Genomic DNA, 15,255 nt, shown 5'->3' with positions numbered 1-15,255 from the left:
CCTGCACGGTGGTGTTCCGGTCTCGAGTCTCTCGTGCACCGCCGTGGTGGCGGACATGCCGTCCACGCTGCGTGTGCTGGAGCTGGGCATCGGAACCGGCTGGAACGCTGCCCTGCTCGTCTACCGGGCAGGGCCCGGGTGCGTGGTCAGCGTCGAGCTCGATGACGAACTCGCCGTCGGCGCCGAGCAATCCCTCGCACGGGCCGGGGCCCAGGTGTCGGTGTGCCGGGGCGACGGTGCGACCGGCTGCCCAGGCTCGGGCCCGTACGACCGGGTCCTGTCCACCTATGCGGTCGAGACCATCCCCTTCGCTTGGGTGGTCCAGACCCGGCCCGGCGGGCGGATCGTCACCCCCTGGGGCCGTCTGGGGCACGTGGCGCTCACCGTCTCCGACGACGGCCGGACCGCCAGCGGACACGTACGGGGCCTGGCGCAGTTCATGCCCGCCCGCGCCCACGCGGCGCATCGCCCCGATTTCCGGCAGCTGCGCGAACGCCACGAACTCGCCCACGAGTACCACCTCGCGCGTGATCTGCTGCCGCTGCACCGGGACTGGCACCTGAAGTTCGCGCTCCGCGTCGCCTTGCCCGAGCTGCGGCTGCACATCGCCGTCGACGCGGACGAGTGCAACGCCTGGCTGCATGACGAGACCGGCCGCGCGTGGGCGTCGCTGTCCGCCACCGGGTCCGGCACGCTGCTGGTGCGGGAAGGCGGCTCCCGCCGCCTGGCCGGTGAACTTCTCGAGGCCTGGGATACCTGGCTGGCCAACGGGTCCCCGGACCTGTACGAGTACGGGCTGACCGTCACTGAACACGACCAGTACGCCTGGGCGCGGAACCCGGACACCGGCCCTCGCTGGACGCTGAAGGAAGCGGTCGCGACAACACGAGCGACCGTTTAGAGGCCGCGCAGATAGGCGTGTGCTCATGGACGGAGGCCGTTGACAGACTGCTTCGAACTCGGCCCATGCCGTCCACGCTGTGTGTGCCTCACTGGGGTGCTCGACGGCTTGTCGACGCGGCATGGTGCATGGATGCGTGACTGCGCCGGGGGAGGGCAGGGCTTTTCGGGCTGCCCTCCCCCCGGGGGTGGGGTCAAGCGGACTCGGTGGGAAGGCCCGCATCCACCCAGTCCTGGATGCCCTCACGGTACTTGCGGACGTTGGTGTATCCGAGAGCGGTGAGCCGGTCGGCGACCTGTCCACTGTTGGGGCACGCCGGGTTGGAGCAGTAGGTGACGACCGCTGCGTCGCGGTCGGGGAGCAGGGCGGATGCCTGGGCCTCCACGTCGGCCAAGACCAGTTCGAGTGCGCCAGGAAGGTGCTGCTTGGCGTAGTACTCGCCGCCCAGAGTGTCGACGACGGTCACGCTGCCCGCGTCTATGGCTGCCTTCAGCTCGTCTCGTGTGATGAGTGCGGTCATGCCCCTGCCTTTCAAGAATCGGACTATAGTCCGGTTGTGGCTCACGACAATAACGGACCGCAGTCCGATTCTGCAATGCGGCTGGAACTCCTGCGCACTCCGCCGCCAAGGGAGCAAGCGCGCTCGGCACGCAACCGTGCCGCCGTGCTGGAGGCGGCCGCGCGGCTGTTCGCCGAGCACGGGGTGGAAGCGGTCTCCATGGACCAGGTGGCCGAGGCCGCCGGTGTCGGCAAAGGCACCCTGTACCGCCGCTTCGGCGATAAGTCCGGGCTGGCCGCCGCACTCCTTGACGCCCGGGAACGCGTACTGCAAGAGGCGATCTTGAATGGACCGCCACCGCTCGGCCCCGGAGCCGCCGCCGAGGAGCGGCTCACCGCGTTCGTCAACGCCTATGTCGACTACCTGCTGGAGAACCTGGCTCTCATTCGTACCTCGGAGACCGCCGCGGTCGGCGCGCGGTACCGGATCGGGGCCTACCGGTTCTGGCACCGCCACACAGCGATCCTGCTGGGCACCACACCCGACCCCGAATACACCGCTCACGCCCTGCTCGCCGCGCTGGCCGCCGAACACGTGGCCGCCCTCCTGCCCGAACTCGGCGAACAACGGATCCGAGTCGGCCTCATGCGCCTCGCCCGCTCGGCGATGCGACCCTCCAGCCCGTAGAGCAAGGGCCGAGTCGTGAACCCACACCTATCCGCGCGACTTCTATGTCGCCCTCATCTCGAGGGGTGACCGCCGTCGGGTGGGGCGGTCTTCGACGGGCTGCTGGGTCGAATGGGGGAGTACGGCGCTCGGCCGGCGCGATAGTGTGGAGCGCCTGATGACCGCTGATTTCGATCCGGCAGGAGTGCCCAGCGTGGCCGATGACCCCATCGCGCAGAGTGAGCTCGCTGTTCTGACTCGTCGCTTTGAGCAGGGGCATGAGACGACGGAACGTGAGTTCGGGATCGTCAAGTCTGATCTGACGGCGGTACGGCTCCAGGTGGGGAACCTGGCTCAGAAGGTGAGCGGTCTGGCTGAGAAGGTGGACCAGCTCGCCGAAGAGGTGCGCGGGCTGAACGACAAGATCGACCGTAATCAGGCCCAGATCGTGGGGCTGCTGACTGCCCTGGTCGGCAAGGATCCGGACGAGAGCTGAGCAGCGCGTCGGCGCGGGCAACTGCGGCCGGGGATTGATCATCAGTGGCAGCCGGTACGGCTGAGACTGGGCGCTGCCCTTGGCGGGACTCGCCAACTGAAGCGCTCATCTCGATTGAGCCGCGATATTGACCCTGCCGTTGCTGGCCCGTAAGCGCCGCAACGGCAGGCTTTTGTCACATGCAGCTTCCCCCACTGCCTTGCCGCCGTCCCGGCCCTTCTCTGCGTGGCCGCCCTGATGCTCACGGGCTGTTCGGGCGGCGGCGAGGACGCGCCGCCGGCCCACTCCGAACGGGACCGCGGCCCGGTCAACCGGGACGACATCAACGGCGACGGACACGCCGACGTGGTCATCAACAACTGGGACAGCGCCCCGAAGGCCGGGGCTGAGTTGCATAACAACCGCTTCATCGTCTTCGCCGCGCCCGGCAGGATGAAGCCGGGCGCGGCCGCCCGCCGGCCTTTCCGTCCCGGCCAGTCGGCCGGGCGCGACTCAGATGATGGGGCTGGTGTAGACCTCAGTGGACGCCTGACTGCCGATGAAGGGCTTGTTGACGGCCCACAGATCGGCATACTGGTGTTCCGGCACGTCGAAGCTGCACTTCACCCAGCCGGCGGTGGCGCCACGGTTGTTGAAGCACTCGCGGCCCCACTTCGCGGGAAGTCTCGACTTGAGTGTGCCTGTGGCCGAGTCGCCGTTCGCCTTCGTGTCCTTGACGTAGACCTGGTCCCCATTCGCGACGAAACACGCCTTTGCACCGGATGCCGATACGCACTCCACGCTCGACGGAGGCGCGCCACTCGGGGTGCCGCTCGCGGCCGCTGCCACAGTCGCCGTCCCCAAGGTGATGAGTATCGCAGCAGGAACCGCGATCAGCGCGCGCCCAACCCTCTTCATGTGTCCTCCCTTTGTCAGAGTCCTTTGTCGCCGAGCTGGGCCGTGACATTGAACATCAATGCGGTGGACGTGATCGCCGCCACCCCGACCACCAGGCTCGGTGTGCCTCGGTGGGGCCCAGCCGGTACAGCATCCCGAAACCGGCCGCAGCCCGGGCCGACGGCCCCCTGGGCCAGCGTCGCGTTCGCCGACCGCTGCGGCCCTCTACGACCGTCCTGGCCAGGCCCGCCCCGCCCCGGGGGAGGTGCCGGTCTCTCTGGTCGACCCACGCCTCTATCCGCATCGCCCCCGGCCTCCGGGAAGCCGCACCTACCTGGGACGACGCCCGCTGGCTGCAGGCCGCGACCACTCACAGAACGCGCGCCAGTCCTCCTTCGAGCGGCCCGCGCGGTCTTCAAGGCCGAGACGGTCCTGCTGGACGACCGAGTGCCGTTCACCCGAATGCAGTATCCCGCCCCTCTCTCAGATACCACTACAATCAGTTGCGGGAATAAAATTCAATGTGAGCAAGCTTGAGATCCGCCCATGTCGCAAGCACCCAATGCAGGTTTGCCGAGCAGCAGATCTGAAGGAGGCATTGCCATGGTGATGACCGAGACCTCGGGCATCTGGTCTGAATTCGTGAATCGATAGTGACAGTCGTCTGGTCACGACAGGGTGGTGTCCCAACTTCCCCTTGCGGTCACCTCGATTGAGAATCTGCGACATGACTGGTGGGGGTAGGCAGCCCCCGGCTGGAGCAGTACCAGGGCATCACGCGGGTGAGAGTACGAGTCGGCCGCTTCTGGGATGCCGGCGCGCATGAGCCGGTCGATGTCCGGAATCCGGGCCGGCTGCACGTCTTCTCTGGCATCCGTTGCCTGCGTGCGCGAGCACAGCCGCAGACGCCCATCACCCGCCGCGCCTTACCAGCCGTAGCGCGGAGCCCCAGGGGCCCTGCCTTGCCGTGAGACTCTCCGCGGGAATCGCCTGCTTCCTTCGGCGTTGACCGCCGCTGCCCAGTGGTTCCCCGCGCAGGCATCGCCCCGTGCACATCCATGCATGACGTCAGTCCTGCCTGCCCCTCCCCCATGGCCGGGCACATCCGCACATCTGCGGCAATTGCGCCGACAGTCCCACAGCCGGTGACGCCGCGGCTGTCAATCCTCGCAACCAACTGAACGCGGCCCTCCCGGGCCGCCAACCTTCTCCAGGAGTCCGGTCATGAGCGGATGTGGATGCCGGCAGTCCCCGATCGTCATCGGCGCCTGTCAGCACAACCGATGTCTCGACATCGAGACCACCTTGATGTGCGACCCATGGACACAACCGGCCTGACGGTAGATGCCGCGGAGAGCCCGTTGCGCCGAGAGGCGCACGGCGGGTTCGGAGAGAAGTCCGGGGAAACGGAGCAGGGGCGACCTTGCCACCGCGCCCCGGGCTTACTCTGCGAGTACGCGCACGTACGGCGGCTCGGCATCGTCACCGACACCGAGCACCAGGCCGTGGACGCCGCCCGCGACCAGGCCCTCGCGATGCTCACCGAGCGCACCGGCCCCTTCGCCGACACCGCGGCGTGGACGGCCTGGCGGTGGAACCGGGCCTGGCCCACCCCCCGGCTGCCGCGCCCAGCGGCGGCCGGAGAGAGGGACGCACCGACGGGTGGCTGAACCGGTGCCTGCAATGGCGCCATGGAGAAGGCTTGCGAACGCGCCACGGACGGTTCTGAGGGCTGCTGGCCGGGGAAACGGGCCATCACAGCGCACTTGGCCCCGCCAGCGGCCGACCGCCTGTGTCCCCCGGGGGGCCCACCCGTTGTGATGGGGTGGCGCGGCGGCGGGCGGCGCTGCCTCAGGTTCACCAGCGACCAACCAGCGACCGGAACCCAACAGGGTGGACCCGAAAACGGGTCCACCCCACCTGACCTGCGGGTTTGACTAATCGCGGACGATCAGTTATTCGTGCATGCTACACATTGAACCGGAACGTCGCCAGCAGTCACCTGCGACAACGCGCCGCTGCGGGAGCGTAACCAGCGCACAGTCAGCAACCGTCGACGGCACTTTTCGAAACCCGGCGAGCCGCTGATCGCTCGAGCTGATCTGGGCGCCCGAAGACGAAGAGCCTATCCCGCGCGGGCTCGTGTGGCGCACCCTCACGGCGAACGGCGTACGGTTCCGCAGCAGCGCCGAGGTGCTCAGCCGAGGGGCTGGGCCTGCGGCCGAAGCCTGGTCACTTGCGTGCCAGACAGAGGACGAAGCCGTCATCTCCTTCGGACTTGGAGTAGACGCTCGTAAAGTCATCCGTCTTCTTCGAGCATGCGGCCTGGGCAGCGATATCGACGGTGACGCTCTTGTCGATCCGTTCGGACACCCGGAACTCGGCGTCGGACGAGTCGCACGCCACAACCTCGATCGAGTCCGAGCCCTCCTTCTTCACGCAATCCCCCTTCTCGGCCCTGTCCGGGGAACCCATGAAGTCGTTCCAGGCCAAGACAAACAGAGCACCAAAACCAAGAATGACAACGGCCAGGCAGCCTATGGCACGCCCACGACTCATCTGCGGAGAGGGATTCGGGCCTTGAGTGGTTGCACGCAACTGAACGCTCCTTGGGGGAAGTTGATCCACAGGTATCGCCTACTGGCCGTCTGTGGAAGGGAGTTGGAGAGATTAACACGGGCATACACCGGCTTTCCCCAACGCCTCAGCTCGGCAGGCCGATGGGACGGCGCTCCAGGAGTGTGATGTCCTCGCTTGGGGAGAAGGTCATTCGCCGGCTGCGGGATGAAAGCCACGGAGCAGGGCAAGGACGAGAGCTACATATCGGGCTCAACCTGCATGAGCGCCTCCTGAGTGGCCATTTCGTTTGGTGTGGTCTTGCGGCAGTCTGGGGTGGTGACTGCCTCTCTTGTTGAGCGGATGGTGCCGGACGGCCTGTGGGAGCTGTTCGAGCGTGTGGTGCCGCCGGCGCCGGAACGCCCGCAGGGCGGTGGCCGACGCCGGCGCGGGGACCGGGAGGTGCTGGCCGCAATCATCTTCGTGGCTACCTCGGGATGCACGTGGAATCAACTGCCGCCCGGCTTTGGCCTGTCGGGCGTGACCGCGTTCCGCCGGTTCACCGAGTGGTCCCAGGCGCGGGTGTGGGCGAAGCGGCACCGTCTGGTCCTGGACGAACTCGGCTCCCGCGGAGAGCTGGACTGGTCGCGATGCGCGATCGACTCGGTCAGCGTCCGGGCTCTCAAAGGGGGCAGCTGACGGGACCGAATCCGACCGACCGTGGCAAGAGCGGATCGAAAACCCACCTCATTGAGCTCTTCTCGGTAACGGCTCGTCACGGTTGGTGATCTTCTTTCAGGTGGTTCGGCCGTGTTCGAGCTGGAGCAGGACGAGGGCGGCGCGGGCGATGCGGGTGATCGCGGTGGGGTCGAGGCTGACCCGGCGCAGAGCCTTGAAGGTCACCTTGAGCAGGGCGTTGGCGCGTTCCGCGACGCCATGGATGCCGCGGATGACGGCGTTGAAGGTCCGTTGGTCTTCGGTGAGTTCGGCGCCCTTGGGCTTTTTGACCGGATGGCGGATGCCCGGCCCGGCGTTCTGGTAGCCGAGATCGGTGAGCGTGGGGATGCCCCAGGTGGCGGCGAGCCGGTTCAGCGCGTCGACCAGGCCGTGCGTGCGGGCGCAGGTGGTGTCGTGCTCGCGTCCGGGGCGGACCGGGGAGACCCAGATCGGCCAGCCGTCCGGGGCGGCGATGACCTGCACGTTCCCGCCGTGGTGCTGGTGTTTCCCGGATCACCACAGGTCCGCGCCGTTGGGGCCGGCGGCGGCCACGCGGTCGGTGCGGATGACCGTGCCGTCCAGGTTGAGGTGGGTGTACCCGGCCGCCGCCGCACGCTCCAGCGCGGTGGACAGGTCGGGTGCGTGGTCGGCGAGCACGGTCAGCCCCTCGTGCAGGTAGCGGTACGCGGTCGGGGCCGATATGCCGTTGTCCCGGGCGAGTTGGACCAGGCGCGTACCGTCGATGAACCAGCGCAGCACCAGCACCGCCTGCTTGAAGGGGCCCAGTGCCCGGGTGCCCTTGCGGGTGCCGAGTCGCTCGCGGTGTTCGCCGAGCAGCTTCGCGAGGTGCTCGGCGGTGGCCCTGCTGACATCGAGCACGGCGGTGTAGGTGATACTCGTCAACACATGAAGCCTCTTGCCGGGAGCGTGACGGCAGACCAGTTCCTACCAGGGGCTTCTCGCGTTTGTGCCGTCAGGTCACCCTCCACCGGGCGCACTGACGGCACGTCACGTAGCGCAACTCACGTTGCCGAGAAGACCTCATTGTGGACCGCAACGGCCTCCCTGTCTCGATCGGGATCTCCGCCGCCAACCTCCACGACAGCCAGGCGCTGATCCCGCTCGTGCGCGGGATCCCGCCAATCCGATCCCGCCGCGGGCCTCGCCGCCGCAAGCCCGGCAAGCTCCACGGCGACAAGGGCTACGACTACCGCCACCTGCGACGATGGCCAACCGCCCGCGGTATCTGCCACCGTCTGGCCCGCAAAGGCACCGAGTCCACGCAACGGCTGGGCCGACACCGCTGGGTCGTTGAGCGCACAGTCTCCTGGCTATCGGGCTGCCGCCGACTCACCGCCGCTACGAACGCAAGCCCGAGCACTTCCTCGCCTTCACCGCCATAGCCTCAACCCTCATCTTTCACCGACGACTCCAAATGAAATGACGTCTTAGGGCGTTGATACCGGTGCCCTGGTTCCTGTTCGTGACGTACCGCAGCATGTAGGGGAAACCTGACGACTGTCCGATGCGGCGGTCTGCCCCGACTCCACGCGGGAAGTCCTCCGCTTCGCGGACGCAAGGTCCTGTTGCACGGGCGATAAGCCACGGATGAGTACCAGAATCGGCGCAGCGAGACACCAGCAGCTTGCGGGCACGGTACCCAGATTCAGGTGCCTTCCAGGAACGCACTGGAAATCGTTCCATCCATCGTCAGCACGGTCTTATGCGGCCCATACCTTCAAGCCAGCGGGCCGGGATGCTCGACCATGTGGTGAGCGGGGGTGGCCGTTTCAGCGAGTCTCAACGCCGCGCCCATCCACGCAGCCTGACAGCTCCTGGGCTACCTCCTGCTCGACACCACCGGCCGGTACCGCATCGACAACCCTCGGCCTCCACCTCATCCGCTCCGGCGTCCTCGCCAGCCGGCCCGTCGAAGACTTCCTCGACCTCCTCGGAACATGCTGCCGCGACCTCACCGCCCTGCGGTGCGCCACCTCCTGTCCGAACTTCTCAACGGCTCCTCGCCCAGCTGTAGACGGTCCTCGCGCACGGACACCGCCGCCTGTGCACGCAGCCCCTGTCGGGGGCTGTGCCGCCACTGCGTGACTACTGCAGCCGATGGTGCATCGTACGAGCGCAGACACTCCGTAAGAGGGCTGGCTCCTACCCCGCATCCCAGCGCCACTCGCCCCCGACGCCTACACGAACGCCCCGCACCACGACCGACTGGGACATGGCCCTGCCGGCCGCCTGAAGGCCCTCTCCTTTGAAGGCGACCTCTGGGACGTCACCTTCAAAGGTGACCTGTGGCCCCGGCACCGGCGAGACGTTGACGGCGTCATCGAACGCCACCCGCACTCCCGGTTGGCCGACCTGGGGTCCGCTACGTTCTCACCGACCGCACCGGGACCCAACTGGAGCCGGTGGTGCGCAGCACACGGGAGCAGGGCACGGCGCGGCGCCCCTGACTGATCACCAGGCCCACCGGAATGGTCCTGGCGATCAGCCCTGGGCGCGGCGCCGGTAGTAGTGGATGGTGACGATGCCCAGCAGAGGTCCCCATGCCGCCAGCGGGATATAGCAGATATTCATGAGCCACTCCCCCCAGGCCGTGATCTCCATGTCGGCGTGCAGCGTCGTCCAGACGAAGAGCACGCCGTAGGCCGTACAGGCGAGGGAACCCAGCGCCGCGGGAACAACGGCGGCAAGCACGGGGACGCGGCGTCCTCGCAGCCCTGGTATCCAACGAGGCCACACCTCGCCCCACGGCCGGACCAGACCCATGGTCAGCCAGGCAAGTGCCTCCTGGAACGCCGACAGCAGCGGAATGACCAGATAGCCCCATCCAGGTATCTGCATCGCGTCGTACTCGGCCTCTCCGAGACCGAGCGGGACATCGAGCACCACAGCGAGACGCCACAGGGCGGAAGGCAGAGACATCCATAGGGTCGCGGCGGCAGCGCGCCGGGCCCACAGTGGGACAGGCGACGCGGTCACCAGAGGCGAGGGGGCGGGTGGCAGCGCGCTGGTGGACACGAAACAGCCTCCTGGGTGCTGGGTTGTACCGATCTCGGAGGTTGTCACGCACCGTCGTCCGCCACATCCGCCCTGGAGTGGGACCCGCGTCAGTCTGCGGACTCACGCAGGAATGCATGCCGTCAGACTCCAGGCCCACAAACTGGCGCAGCCCGTACTGCGGCTGACTAAGCGTTCTCCAGCACCCACACATGGACCCCGGATAAGCGCAAGCAGTTCCACAACGACATGGGCCGCCCTCAGCTGCTGGCCGTCTCCGCCGTCAGCAACCGCTCCAAGGGCGACAAGGCGTCCGAGGAGTGGATGCCGCCGCGCCTGGCCTACCACTGCACGTACGCCAAGGCGTGGGTGCATGTGAAGTCCCACTACAGGCTCACCGTCACCAGGGCTCTCCACATCACGATCGTCGCCATCACGCTGATGACCCGCCGCATCACCCGCAGGACGTCCCGCAGAAGCGGACAGCCGGCCCCCCCCGCCAAGCCCACCGTGAGGAGCCCTGTAGGTCAGTCGCCGAATTCTTCGCCGATGAGGGAAAGAACGGCGCCGGCGCCGTCCTCTGCTGCCATGCGCCGCGCGATGTCGGCCGCGCGGTGGCGGACCGGCTCGACCAGGGCAGCCGTGATGGCGGCGGCAAGGTTGTCGGCGGTGAGGTCAGGGAACGGCAACGGCTGAGGGGCGACACCGAGCTGGTTCAGACGTGCCGCCCAGAACGGCTGGTCGGCCATCACCGGGACCGGCACGGCGGGGACCCCTGCCAGCAATCCGGCTCCGGTGGTGCCGGCTCCGGCATGGTGGACGACGGCGGCTGTGCGGGGGAAGAGCCAGTCGTGGGGCAGGTCGCCAATGGCAAGGACGTCGTCAGCCGCTCCGCTCATTCCGGCCCACCCCGCCTGCACTATCGCGCGCACACCCGCTCGCTTCGCCGCGGCGACCGCCAACTCGCTGAGCCGTTCGCCCTCTCCTGGCGCCATGCTGCCGAAGCCGATGAACACCGGAGCCGGACCGGCATGGAGGAAGTCGACCAGTTCGGCTGGAGGCTGCCAGCCCTGCGGGCGAGCCGGCCACCAGTAGCCTGCCACGTCGACCTGTGACGGCCAGTCCGCCGGGCGCGGTACCACGAGCGGACTGAAGCCATGGAAGACCGGCCCACTGTGACCGAGCGGTGCCGACGGCGTTCCGGCGCGCAGGCCGAGGCGATCGCGCAGCCGGGTCGCAGCCTCTGCGGAGAGCGCTTCTCCCTGCCAGAGCACTGATTGGCCGGCTGCGAAATTGCCGTCCGCTCCCGGGTCGTCGTCGCGCGGGGCGCCCGGTAGCGGGAACTCCCTGGTAGGGAAGGCGGGTGCGAGATACGTGCCGAGGACGGGGATGCCGAACGCGCCCCCTGCCGCCTGGCTGAGCGGCGACGGGCCGAAAGCAGTGAGCAGCAGGTCGGTTCCCCCCGCCACGGCCTCGGCCACTCCATCGGCGAGTCCGTCCAGAAACGCTGTCATCACCGTCCGGGCCTCCTCCGGAGATGCCGCCCGGCCCCTGGAGCGGATGAGCTCCTGCGGGTCTCCCGGCAGCGGGCGGTAGTCGAGACCGCACGCCTGGACCAGCGTCGCGAACGGAGGGTGGGCGGCCACCGCAACCTCGTGCCCGGCATCCAATAACCGTCGGCCCAGACCCGTGAACGGAGCAACGTCCCCACGTGAACCGGCAGTGACGATCAAAATCCTCATACGGCGATTATCCACCGCAGATGTTCGCCCAGTGCCAACCGCCGGCGCGGTCGACCACCTCGCCGAGCTTTTCGCCCCGTTGGGCCTGCGCGCAAATGTCGCTGTCTTCATCAGAACCCGCCTCGAAGGAAACGAACGCGGCAGCAGATGATGAGCACGCCGCGTCACTCTTCGCCGGTATCGTTCCGCAGGGCCCGGCCGGGCACGCGGTCAAGACAGTTGCCAGGCGACACTTCGGAGCCGTCTGGGGCGGGCCGTGGGCCGGCCGCCGTGCCGGACCACGGCTGGGGACGCCGCTGTTGCCCGACCCGAGCGGGAGGCGTACCCCAAGCCGTCGCTCAGGCCCACGCCGACTTCGCCGCCGGCAGAATGCCGAGCGACACGGCGAGGTCGTCCCGAGCGCCCGCCTTGCCGCGGCTGAACATGTCGGCCCGTACTGATCCCGGCGATGCGCCCGTCAGTGGGTGAAGACCGTGCTGGCCAGGACCACGTGGGTGGCGGTGCCGCTGAAGATGCTCAGCAGTGCGTTGCGGCGCCACAGGTGCAGGCCGAGGGTGACGGCGAGGGCCACGAGCGGGGCCGCGGCGCGGGCTTCGGTCACCGGCAGGTCGTGCAGGCAGTAGACGACTAGGATCACCATGACGCCGGCGGGCATGCGGGTGCTGAGGTACTGGACGGTGCTGCTTTCGCGCAAGGGTATGAGGGCGGCGAAGGGCAGGGCGCGCAGGCCCCAGGTGACGGCGGCGGTGACGAGTACGGCGGCGATGGCGTAGCCGGTGTCAGGCATGGCGGGGCTTTCGGGAGGTGGTGAGGCGGCGGGCCAGGAGGGCGGCGGTGAACAGGGTGAAGGCGGCCAGGAGTATCTGGCCGGGGAAGAGGAGACGGGCGGCCAGGGCGCTGAGCACGGCCAGGACGGGGGTGAGGACGTCGCCGCGCAGATTTCGGACGGCATCGAGGGCCAGGACGGTGAACAGGGCGGTCAGAGCGAAGTCCAGGCCGGTGACGTAGTGGGGGATAAGGGAGCCGAGCAGAGCTCCGGCGGTCGAGCTGCCTGCCCAGTACAGGTGCAGGAGGAACTGCAGCCACAGGATGCGGCGGCTGGACCAGGTGCGGGATTGCTGGCCGGTGGCCAGCGCGTACACCTCGTCGCACATCGTGTACGTGCTGTACGCCTTGCCGAGATGGCCGCTCACGCGGTGCAGGGGGAAGGACAACGCGTAGAAGACGTGCCGGACGTTCACCAGGAGCGCGGAGACCGCGATCGCCGCGAGCGGGGCGGAGGCGGTGACCATGCCGATGAGCAGAAACTCGAACGATCCGCCGAAGATGAGCGCCGCGGACAGCCCTGCCCACCACCAGTCCAGGCCCGACTGCGTCACCAGCGCCCCGAAGGCGAGACCGAGCGGAAGAAATCCCAGCCCCACGCCGGCGGAGTCCTTCAACGCCGCGCGCGCCTCGGACCGTGTCGGGGGCGGAGGGATGGGTACGGGCCGAGGCCGGCCCTCAGCGACGACAGGCGTTGTGTCCATGAGGGAAATGTTAGAAACAATTCCGCCTCATATGGTTGCCATCTCCCGCCCTATGATCAAGGTATGAGCAATGATGCCACTCTCGATACCGTTGATCGCGAAATTCTGTTTCACCTTCGTCAGGACGGTCGGCTGACCAACGTCGAGTTGGCGAGGCGGGTCGGCCTGACCCCGCCGCCGTGCCTGCGCCGGGTCAAGCGACTGGAAGAGGCCGGCGTCATCACTGGGTACCGGGCCGTCATCAACCCCCAGGCCCTGGGCCGCGGCCTGGAGGTCCTGATCGACGTCGAGATCTACGCCCAGGACCGTAAGAGTTTCCAGGAGTTCGAGGACACCGTGGCCTCCTACGAGGAGGTCATCGAATTCCGCCGCATGTACGGGCGCCCTGACTACTTCATCCGCGTCGCGGTCGCCGACCACGCCGCCTACGAAGCGTTCCTCACCGAGAAGCTCAGCGGCCTGCCCGCCGTCCTGCGCCTCGAATCCCACCTGACCATGAAGAAGATCAAGGCCACCGAGCAATGATCGGTGCCTTGGCGGTCGGTTTCTTCCTGGTGATCGGTGATGTGCCGGTCGAGCCTGCGGCAGACCGCCCAGGCCGGAGGCGGCGGGCGGTGAACTCCCACTGGAGCGGCTGCGGTGTGGCCTTGCAGAGATCCGCGCACGCTCGCAGCCGGCTCCTGAACTCGGTGAGGTCGGTGACATCGCTGGGCGAAACGAGCGTGACAGGAACCGCTCCGGGACCGCTGGAGACCCCCTTGGCCCGGAGCGGTGCGGACCGCAGTGCCGTTCCGGATCGCACTCCACAGTGTGCCGCGCGCGCCCTTGGTCACCAGATCCGACAACTGGGCGCTGCTCGTCTTGCCCCGCCCGGCGGGAACGGTCTGGCCATCGTGCTGATGTCGGACAGGCCGACGAGGGCACGAACCCGGCCCACTGGCCTGACTGCGGCACAAAGGCCCTACCGCTCCGTCTTCATGCCCCCGGCAGTCGGCCGAGGGCTTCCCCGCGAATCGCGGAGCCCTTACCGGGAACCAGGGCTATTCCTTCTCCTTCCAGGCATTTACTGTGAAGGTCACCTTCGCGTCCTCTGGTGAAATGTCTTGCACGCGTAGTAGCTCGACACGCTCGGTCTGGTCGTAGGGGTGGGTGATGCAGAATTTGTCCCCAACCGCGAGCTTGGCGAGCGGGAGGGATTGATTGATGTCCTGAGCGCGTCCGCTCTTCATGGTGGCGTTGCAACTGGGGCCGTCCCGCTGGTCGGTGGCCCGGAATGCCAGATCGGTAGATGTGGGCGAGAAGTCCACCGCGGGTTTGTCATTGCTCCCGCACGGTTCAAGTGACACGTCCGGTTCCGATTCCATGGCGAATCCTCCCTTCAAGATTTCGGGAGAGCTGCTGTCAAAGGAGGCGCTGGTGGAGTGACATCGGAGAGCCCCGTCTTGATGGGTCAGCGTGAGGGGCGCGTCTTTGTACCGCACTTTCGGACCTGCACTCGGCGAGCTTGCGGGTGCCTTCGTGCGCGGTGTGGCCGAGGGCTCAGGGTCGGGCTTGTTGTCCTCGCCTGAGCAAGCTCCAACCGCGAGCACTGCCGAGATCATCACTAGAGCCCCAGTCCTGGTTTGCATGAGCGTCAGGTTTCCACCGGCGGCAATGGTGGACAATCGCACTGAGCGCCAACATTGCCGGTCCTGCGGCTCATTCCTGAGCCGGTAAGCGGACCGCAGACGTCTGGAAGCCCTCACCGCAACCACCCGGTACGCGGCACCGCTTCTCTCGACCCAGGCGCATCCGTTCGCACGGCGGCGAGGCCCTCGTGCAGGCGAAGCCCCGCACGGTTCCGTGGCGAGTACGCCGCGAACGCCAGCGCTTCCAACTCGTCACCAGAGCGGACCGCTCCGAGCTCGACATCGGCCCGCAGCGGATGGGCCAGGACGTGCCCGCTTACGTCCCCGACCGCTCACGAAGCCCACATTCTGGACACCGCGAAGACCGGTGGCGTGCGGATGCGCGCCGTCACGGCGGTGCGGGGCATGCGGCGGGATCTGGGCCGGTTCCGTACGCGCGGGTTGCGGTGCGCGGCCGAGCTGGGCGAGCGCGGCGTCGACTTCCTGGCGGCGCACCAGTTGGTGTGAAGAAGACCGGCCCATGGGAGCACGGCCGGGATGCCCGCGCGGTAAGGCGAGTACATGGTCGAAGAATTGTGCTTGGCCCGAGTTGAGATCGCCGCTCATCCGAACAGCTCAAGCAGTTCCCGG

The 15,255-nt window shown here is 67.8% G+C and carries 15 protein-coding genes and 3 pseudogenes; 8 read left to right on the top strand and 10 right to left on the bottom strand.

Translation table 11 applies throughout. The annotated features are described in order from the left end of the window. Nucleotides 1-55 precede the first annotated feature (55 nt). On the top strand, nucleotides 56-901 hold the full coding sequence (locus tag ITI46_RS07945; protein WP_209238715.1) for a methyltransferase domain-containing protein: 846 nt from the start codon (nucleotides 56-58) through the stop codon (nucleotides 899-901). A 193-nt stretch (nucleotides 902-1,094) separates the two neighbouring features. Here the strand turns inward: ITI46_RS07945 and ITI46_RS07940 are convergent, their stop codons facing one another. After that, entirely contained in the window at nucleotides 1,095-1,421 is a 327-nt protein-coding gene (locus ITI46_RS07940) for a rhodanese-like domain-containing protein (RefSeq protein WP_209238714.1), read from the bottom strand. A 75-nt stretch (nucleotides 1,422-1,496) separates the two neighbouring features. On the opposite strand from ITI46_RS07940, the gene ITI46_RS07935 reads away from it, so the two are divergent. Both ITI46_RS07935 and ITI46_RS07930 read left to right on the top strand, forming a co-directional pair. Then, nucleotides 1,497-2,087 carry a TetR/AcrR family transcriptional regulator gene (locus ITI46_RS07935; protein ID WP_247745636.1) on the top strand — a complete coding sequence of 197 codons (591 nt, stop codon included), beginning with the start codon at nucleotides 1,497-1,499 and terminating at the stop codon, nucleotides 2,085-2,087. Nucleotides 2,088-2,244: 157 nt separating this feature from the next. Next, nucleotides 2,245-2,562, top strand: coding sequence for a hypothetical protein (locus ITI46_RS07930; RefSeq protein ID WP_209238712.1), 318 nt, complete (start codon nucleotides 2,245-2,247; stop codon nucleotides 2,560-2,562). Nucleotides 2,563-3,054: 492 nt separating this feature from the next. On the opposite strand, the gene ITI46_RS07925 is transcribed toward ITI46_RS07930, so the two are convergent. Then, entirely contained in the window at nucleotides 3,055-3,459 is a 405-nt protein-coding gene (locus ITI46_RS07925) for a hypothetical protein (protein WP_209238711.1), read from the bottom strand. 1,298 nt (nucleotides 3,460-4,757) lie between these two features. Here ITI46_RS07925 and ITI46_RS34670 point away from each other — a divergent pair. After that, a complete protein-coding gene (locus ITI46_RS34670) occupies nucleotides 4,758-5,108 on the top strand; it encodes a hypothetical protein (protein ID WP_247745635.1) in 351 nt (116 codons plus the stop codon). 562 nt (nucleotides 5,109-5,670) lie between these two features. On the opposite strand, the gene ITI46_RS07915 is transcribed toward ITI46_RS34670, so the two are convergent. After that, nucleotides 5,671-6,036, bottom strand: a complete 366-nt coding sequence (locus ITI46_RS07915) for an LppU/SCO3897 family protein (RefSeq protein ID WP_209238710.1) — start codon at nucleotides 6,034-6,036, stop codon at nucleotides 5,671-5,673. A gap of 297 nt (nucleotides 6,037-6,333) precedes the next feature. On the opposite strand from ITI46_RS07915, the pseudogene ITI46_RS07910 reads away from it, so the two are divergent. After that, nucleotides 6,334-6,746, top strand: a pseudogene (locus tag ITI46_RS07910) (transposase); the annotation flags it as partial. Between the two features lie 43 nt (nucleotides 6,747-6,789). On the opposite strand, the pseudogene ITI46_RS07905 reads toward ITI46_RS07910, so the two are convergent. Continuing rightward, nucleotides 6,790-7,617 (bottom strand): annotated as a pseudogene (locus tag ITI46_RS07905) (HARBI1 family protein). Between the two features lie 134 nt (nucleotides 7,618-7,751). On the opposite strand from ITI46_RS07905, the pseudogene ITI46_RS07900 reads away from it, so the two are divergent. Continuing rightward, nucleotides 7,752-8,155: pseudogene (locus ITI46_RS07900) on the top strand (IS5 family transposase); the annotation flags it as partial. A 719-nt stretch (nucleotides 8,156-8,874) separates the two neighbouring features. Here ITI46_RS07900 and ITI46_RS07895 read toward each other — a convergent pair. The 5 genes from ITI46_RS07895 to ITI46_RS07875 form a co-directional block, all read right to left on the bottom strand. Further along, complete coding sequence (locus ITI46_RS07895; protein ID WP_209238709.1) at nucleotides 8,875-9,063, bottom strand: hypothetical protein; 189 nt, start codon at nucleotides 9,061-9,063, stop codon at nucleotides 8,875-8,877. Between the two features lie 150 nt (nucleotides 9,064-9,213). Further along, nucleotides 9,214-9,651: a hypothetical protein gene (locus ITI46_RS07890; protein ID WP_247745634.1), complete on the bottom strand. Its 438-nt coding sequence runs from the start codon at nucleotides 9,649-9,651 to the stop codon at nucleotides 9,214-9,216. A 602-nt stretch (nucleotides 9,652-10,253) separates the two neighbouring features. Continuing rightward, on the bottom strand, nucleotides 10,254-11,468 hold the full coding sequence (locus tag ITI46_RS07885; protein ID WP_209238707.1) for a glycosyltransferase: 1,215 nt from the start codon (nucleotides 11,466-11,468) through the stop codon (nucleotides 10,254-10,256). Between the two features lie 457 nt (nucleotides 11,469-11,925). Continuing rightward, nucleotides 11,926-12,255, bottom strand: coding sequence for a branched-chain amino acid transporter permease (locus ITI46_RS07880; protein WP_209238706.1), 330 nt, complete (start codon nucleotides 12,253-12,255; stop codon nucleotides 11,926-11,928). Then, nucleotides 12,248-12,997, bottom strand: a complete 750-nt coding sequence (locus ITI46_RS07875) for an AzlC family ABC transporter permease (protein WP_209238705.1) — start codon at nucleotides 12,995-12,997, stop codon at nucleotides 12,248-12,250. The genes ITI46_RS07880 and ITI46_RS07875 overlap by 8 nt, the downstream gene beginning before the upstream one ends. Before the next feature lie 63 nt (nucleotides 12,998-13,060). On the opposite strand from ITI46_RS07875, the gene ITI46_RS07870 reads away from it, so the two are divergent. Beyond that, on the top strand, nucleotides 13,061-13,522 hold the full coding sequence (locus ITI46_RS07870) for an Lrp/AsnC family transcriptional regulator (protein WP_209238704.1): 462 nt from the start codon (nucleotides 13,061-13,063) through the stop codon (nucleotides 13,520-13,522). Between the two features lie 515 nt (nucleotides 13,523-14,037). On the opposite strand, the gene ITI46_RS07865 is transcribed toward ITI46_RS07870, so the two are convergent. Further along, on the bottom strand, nucleotides 14,038-14,361 hold the full coding sequence (locus ITI46_RS07865) for a hypothetical protein (RefSeq protein ID WP_209238703.1): 324 nt from the start codon (nucleotides 14,359-14,361) through the stop codon (nucleotides 14,038-14,040). Nucleotides 14,362-15,003: 642 nt separating this feature from the next. Here ITI46_RS07865 and ITI46_RS35435 point away from each other — a divergent pair. After that, nucleotides 15,004-15,132, top strand: coding sequence for a hypothetical protein (locus ITI46_RS35435; RefSeq protein ID WP_280634736.1), 129 nt, complete (start codon nucleotides 15,004-15,006; stop codon nucleotides 15,130-15,132). Nucleotides 15,133-15,255: the final 123 nt, after the last annotated feature.

Source organism: Streptomyces oryzae, from assembly GCF_017676365.1.
Lineage (GTDB): Bacteria > Actinomycetota > Actinomycetes > Streptomycetales > Streptomycetaceae > Streptomyces > Streptomyces oryzae.
Note: the sequence above shows the minus strand (reverse complement) of the source record. Positions and strands in the feature narration are given on the sequence as shown.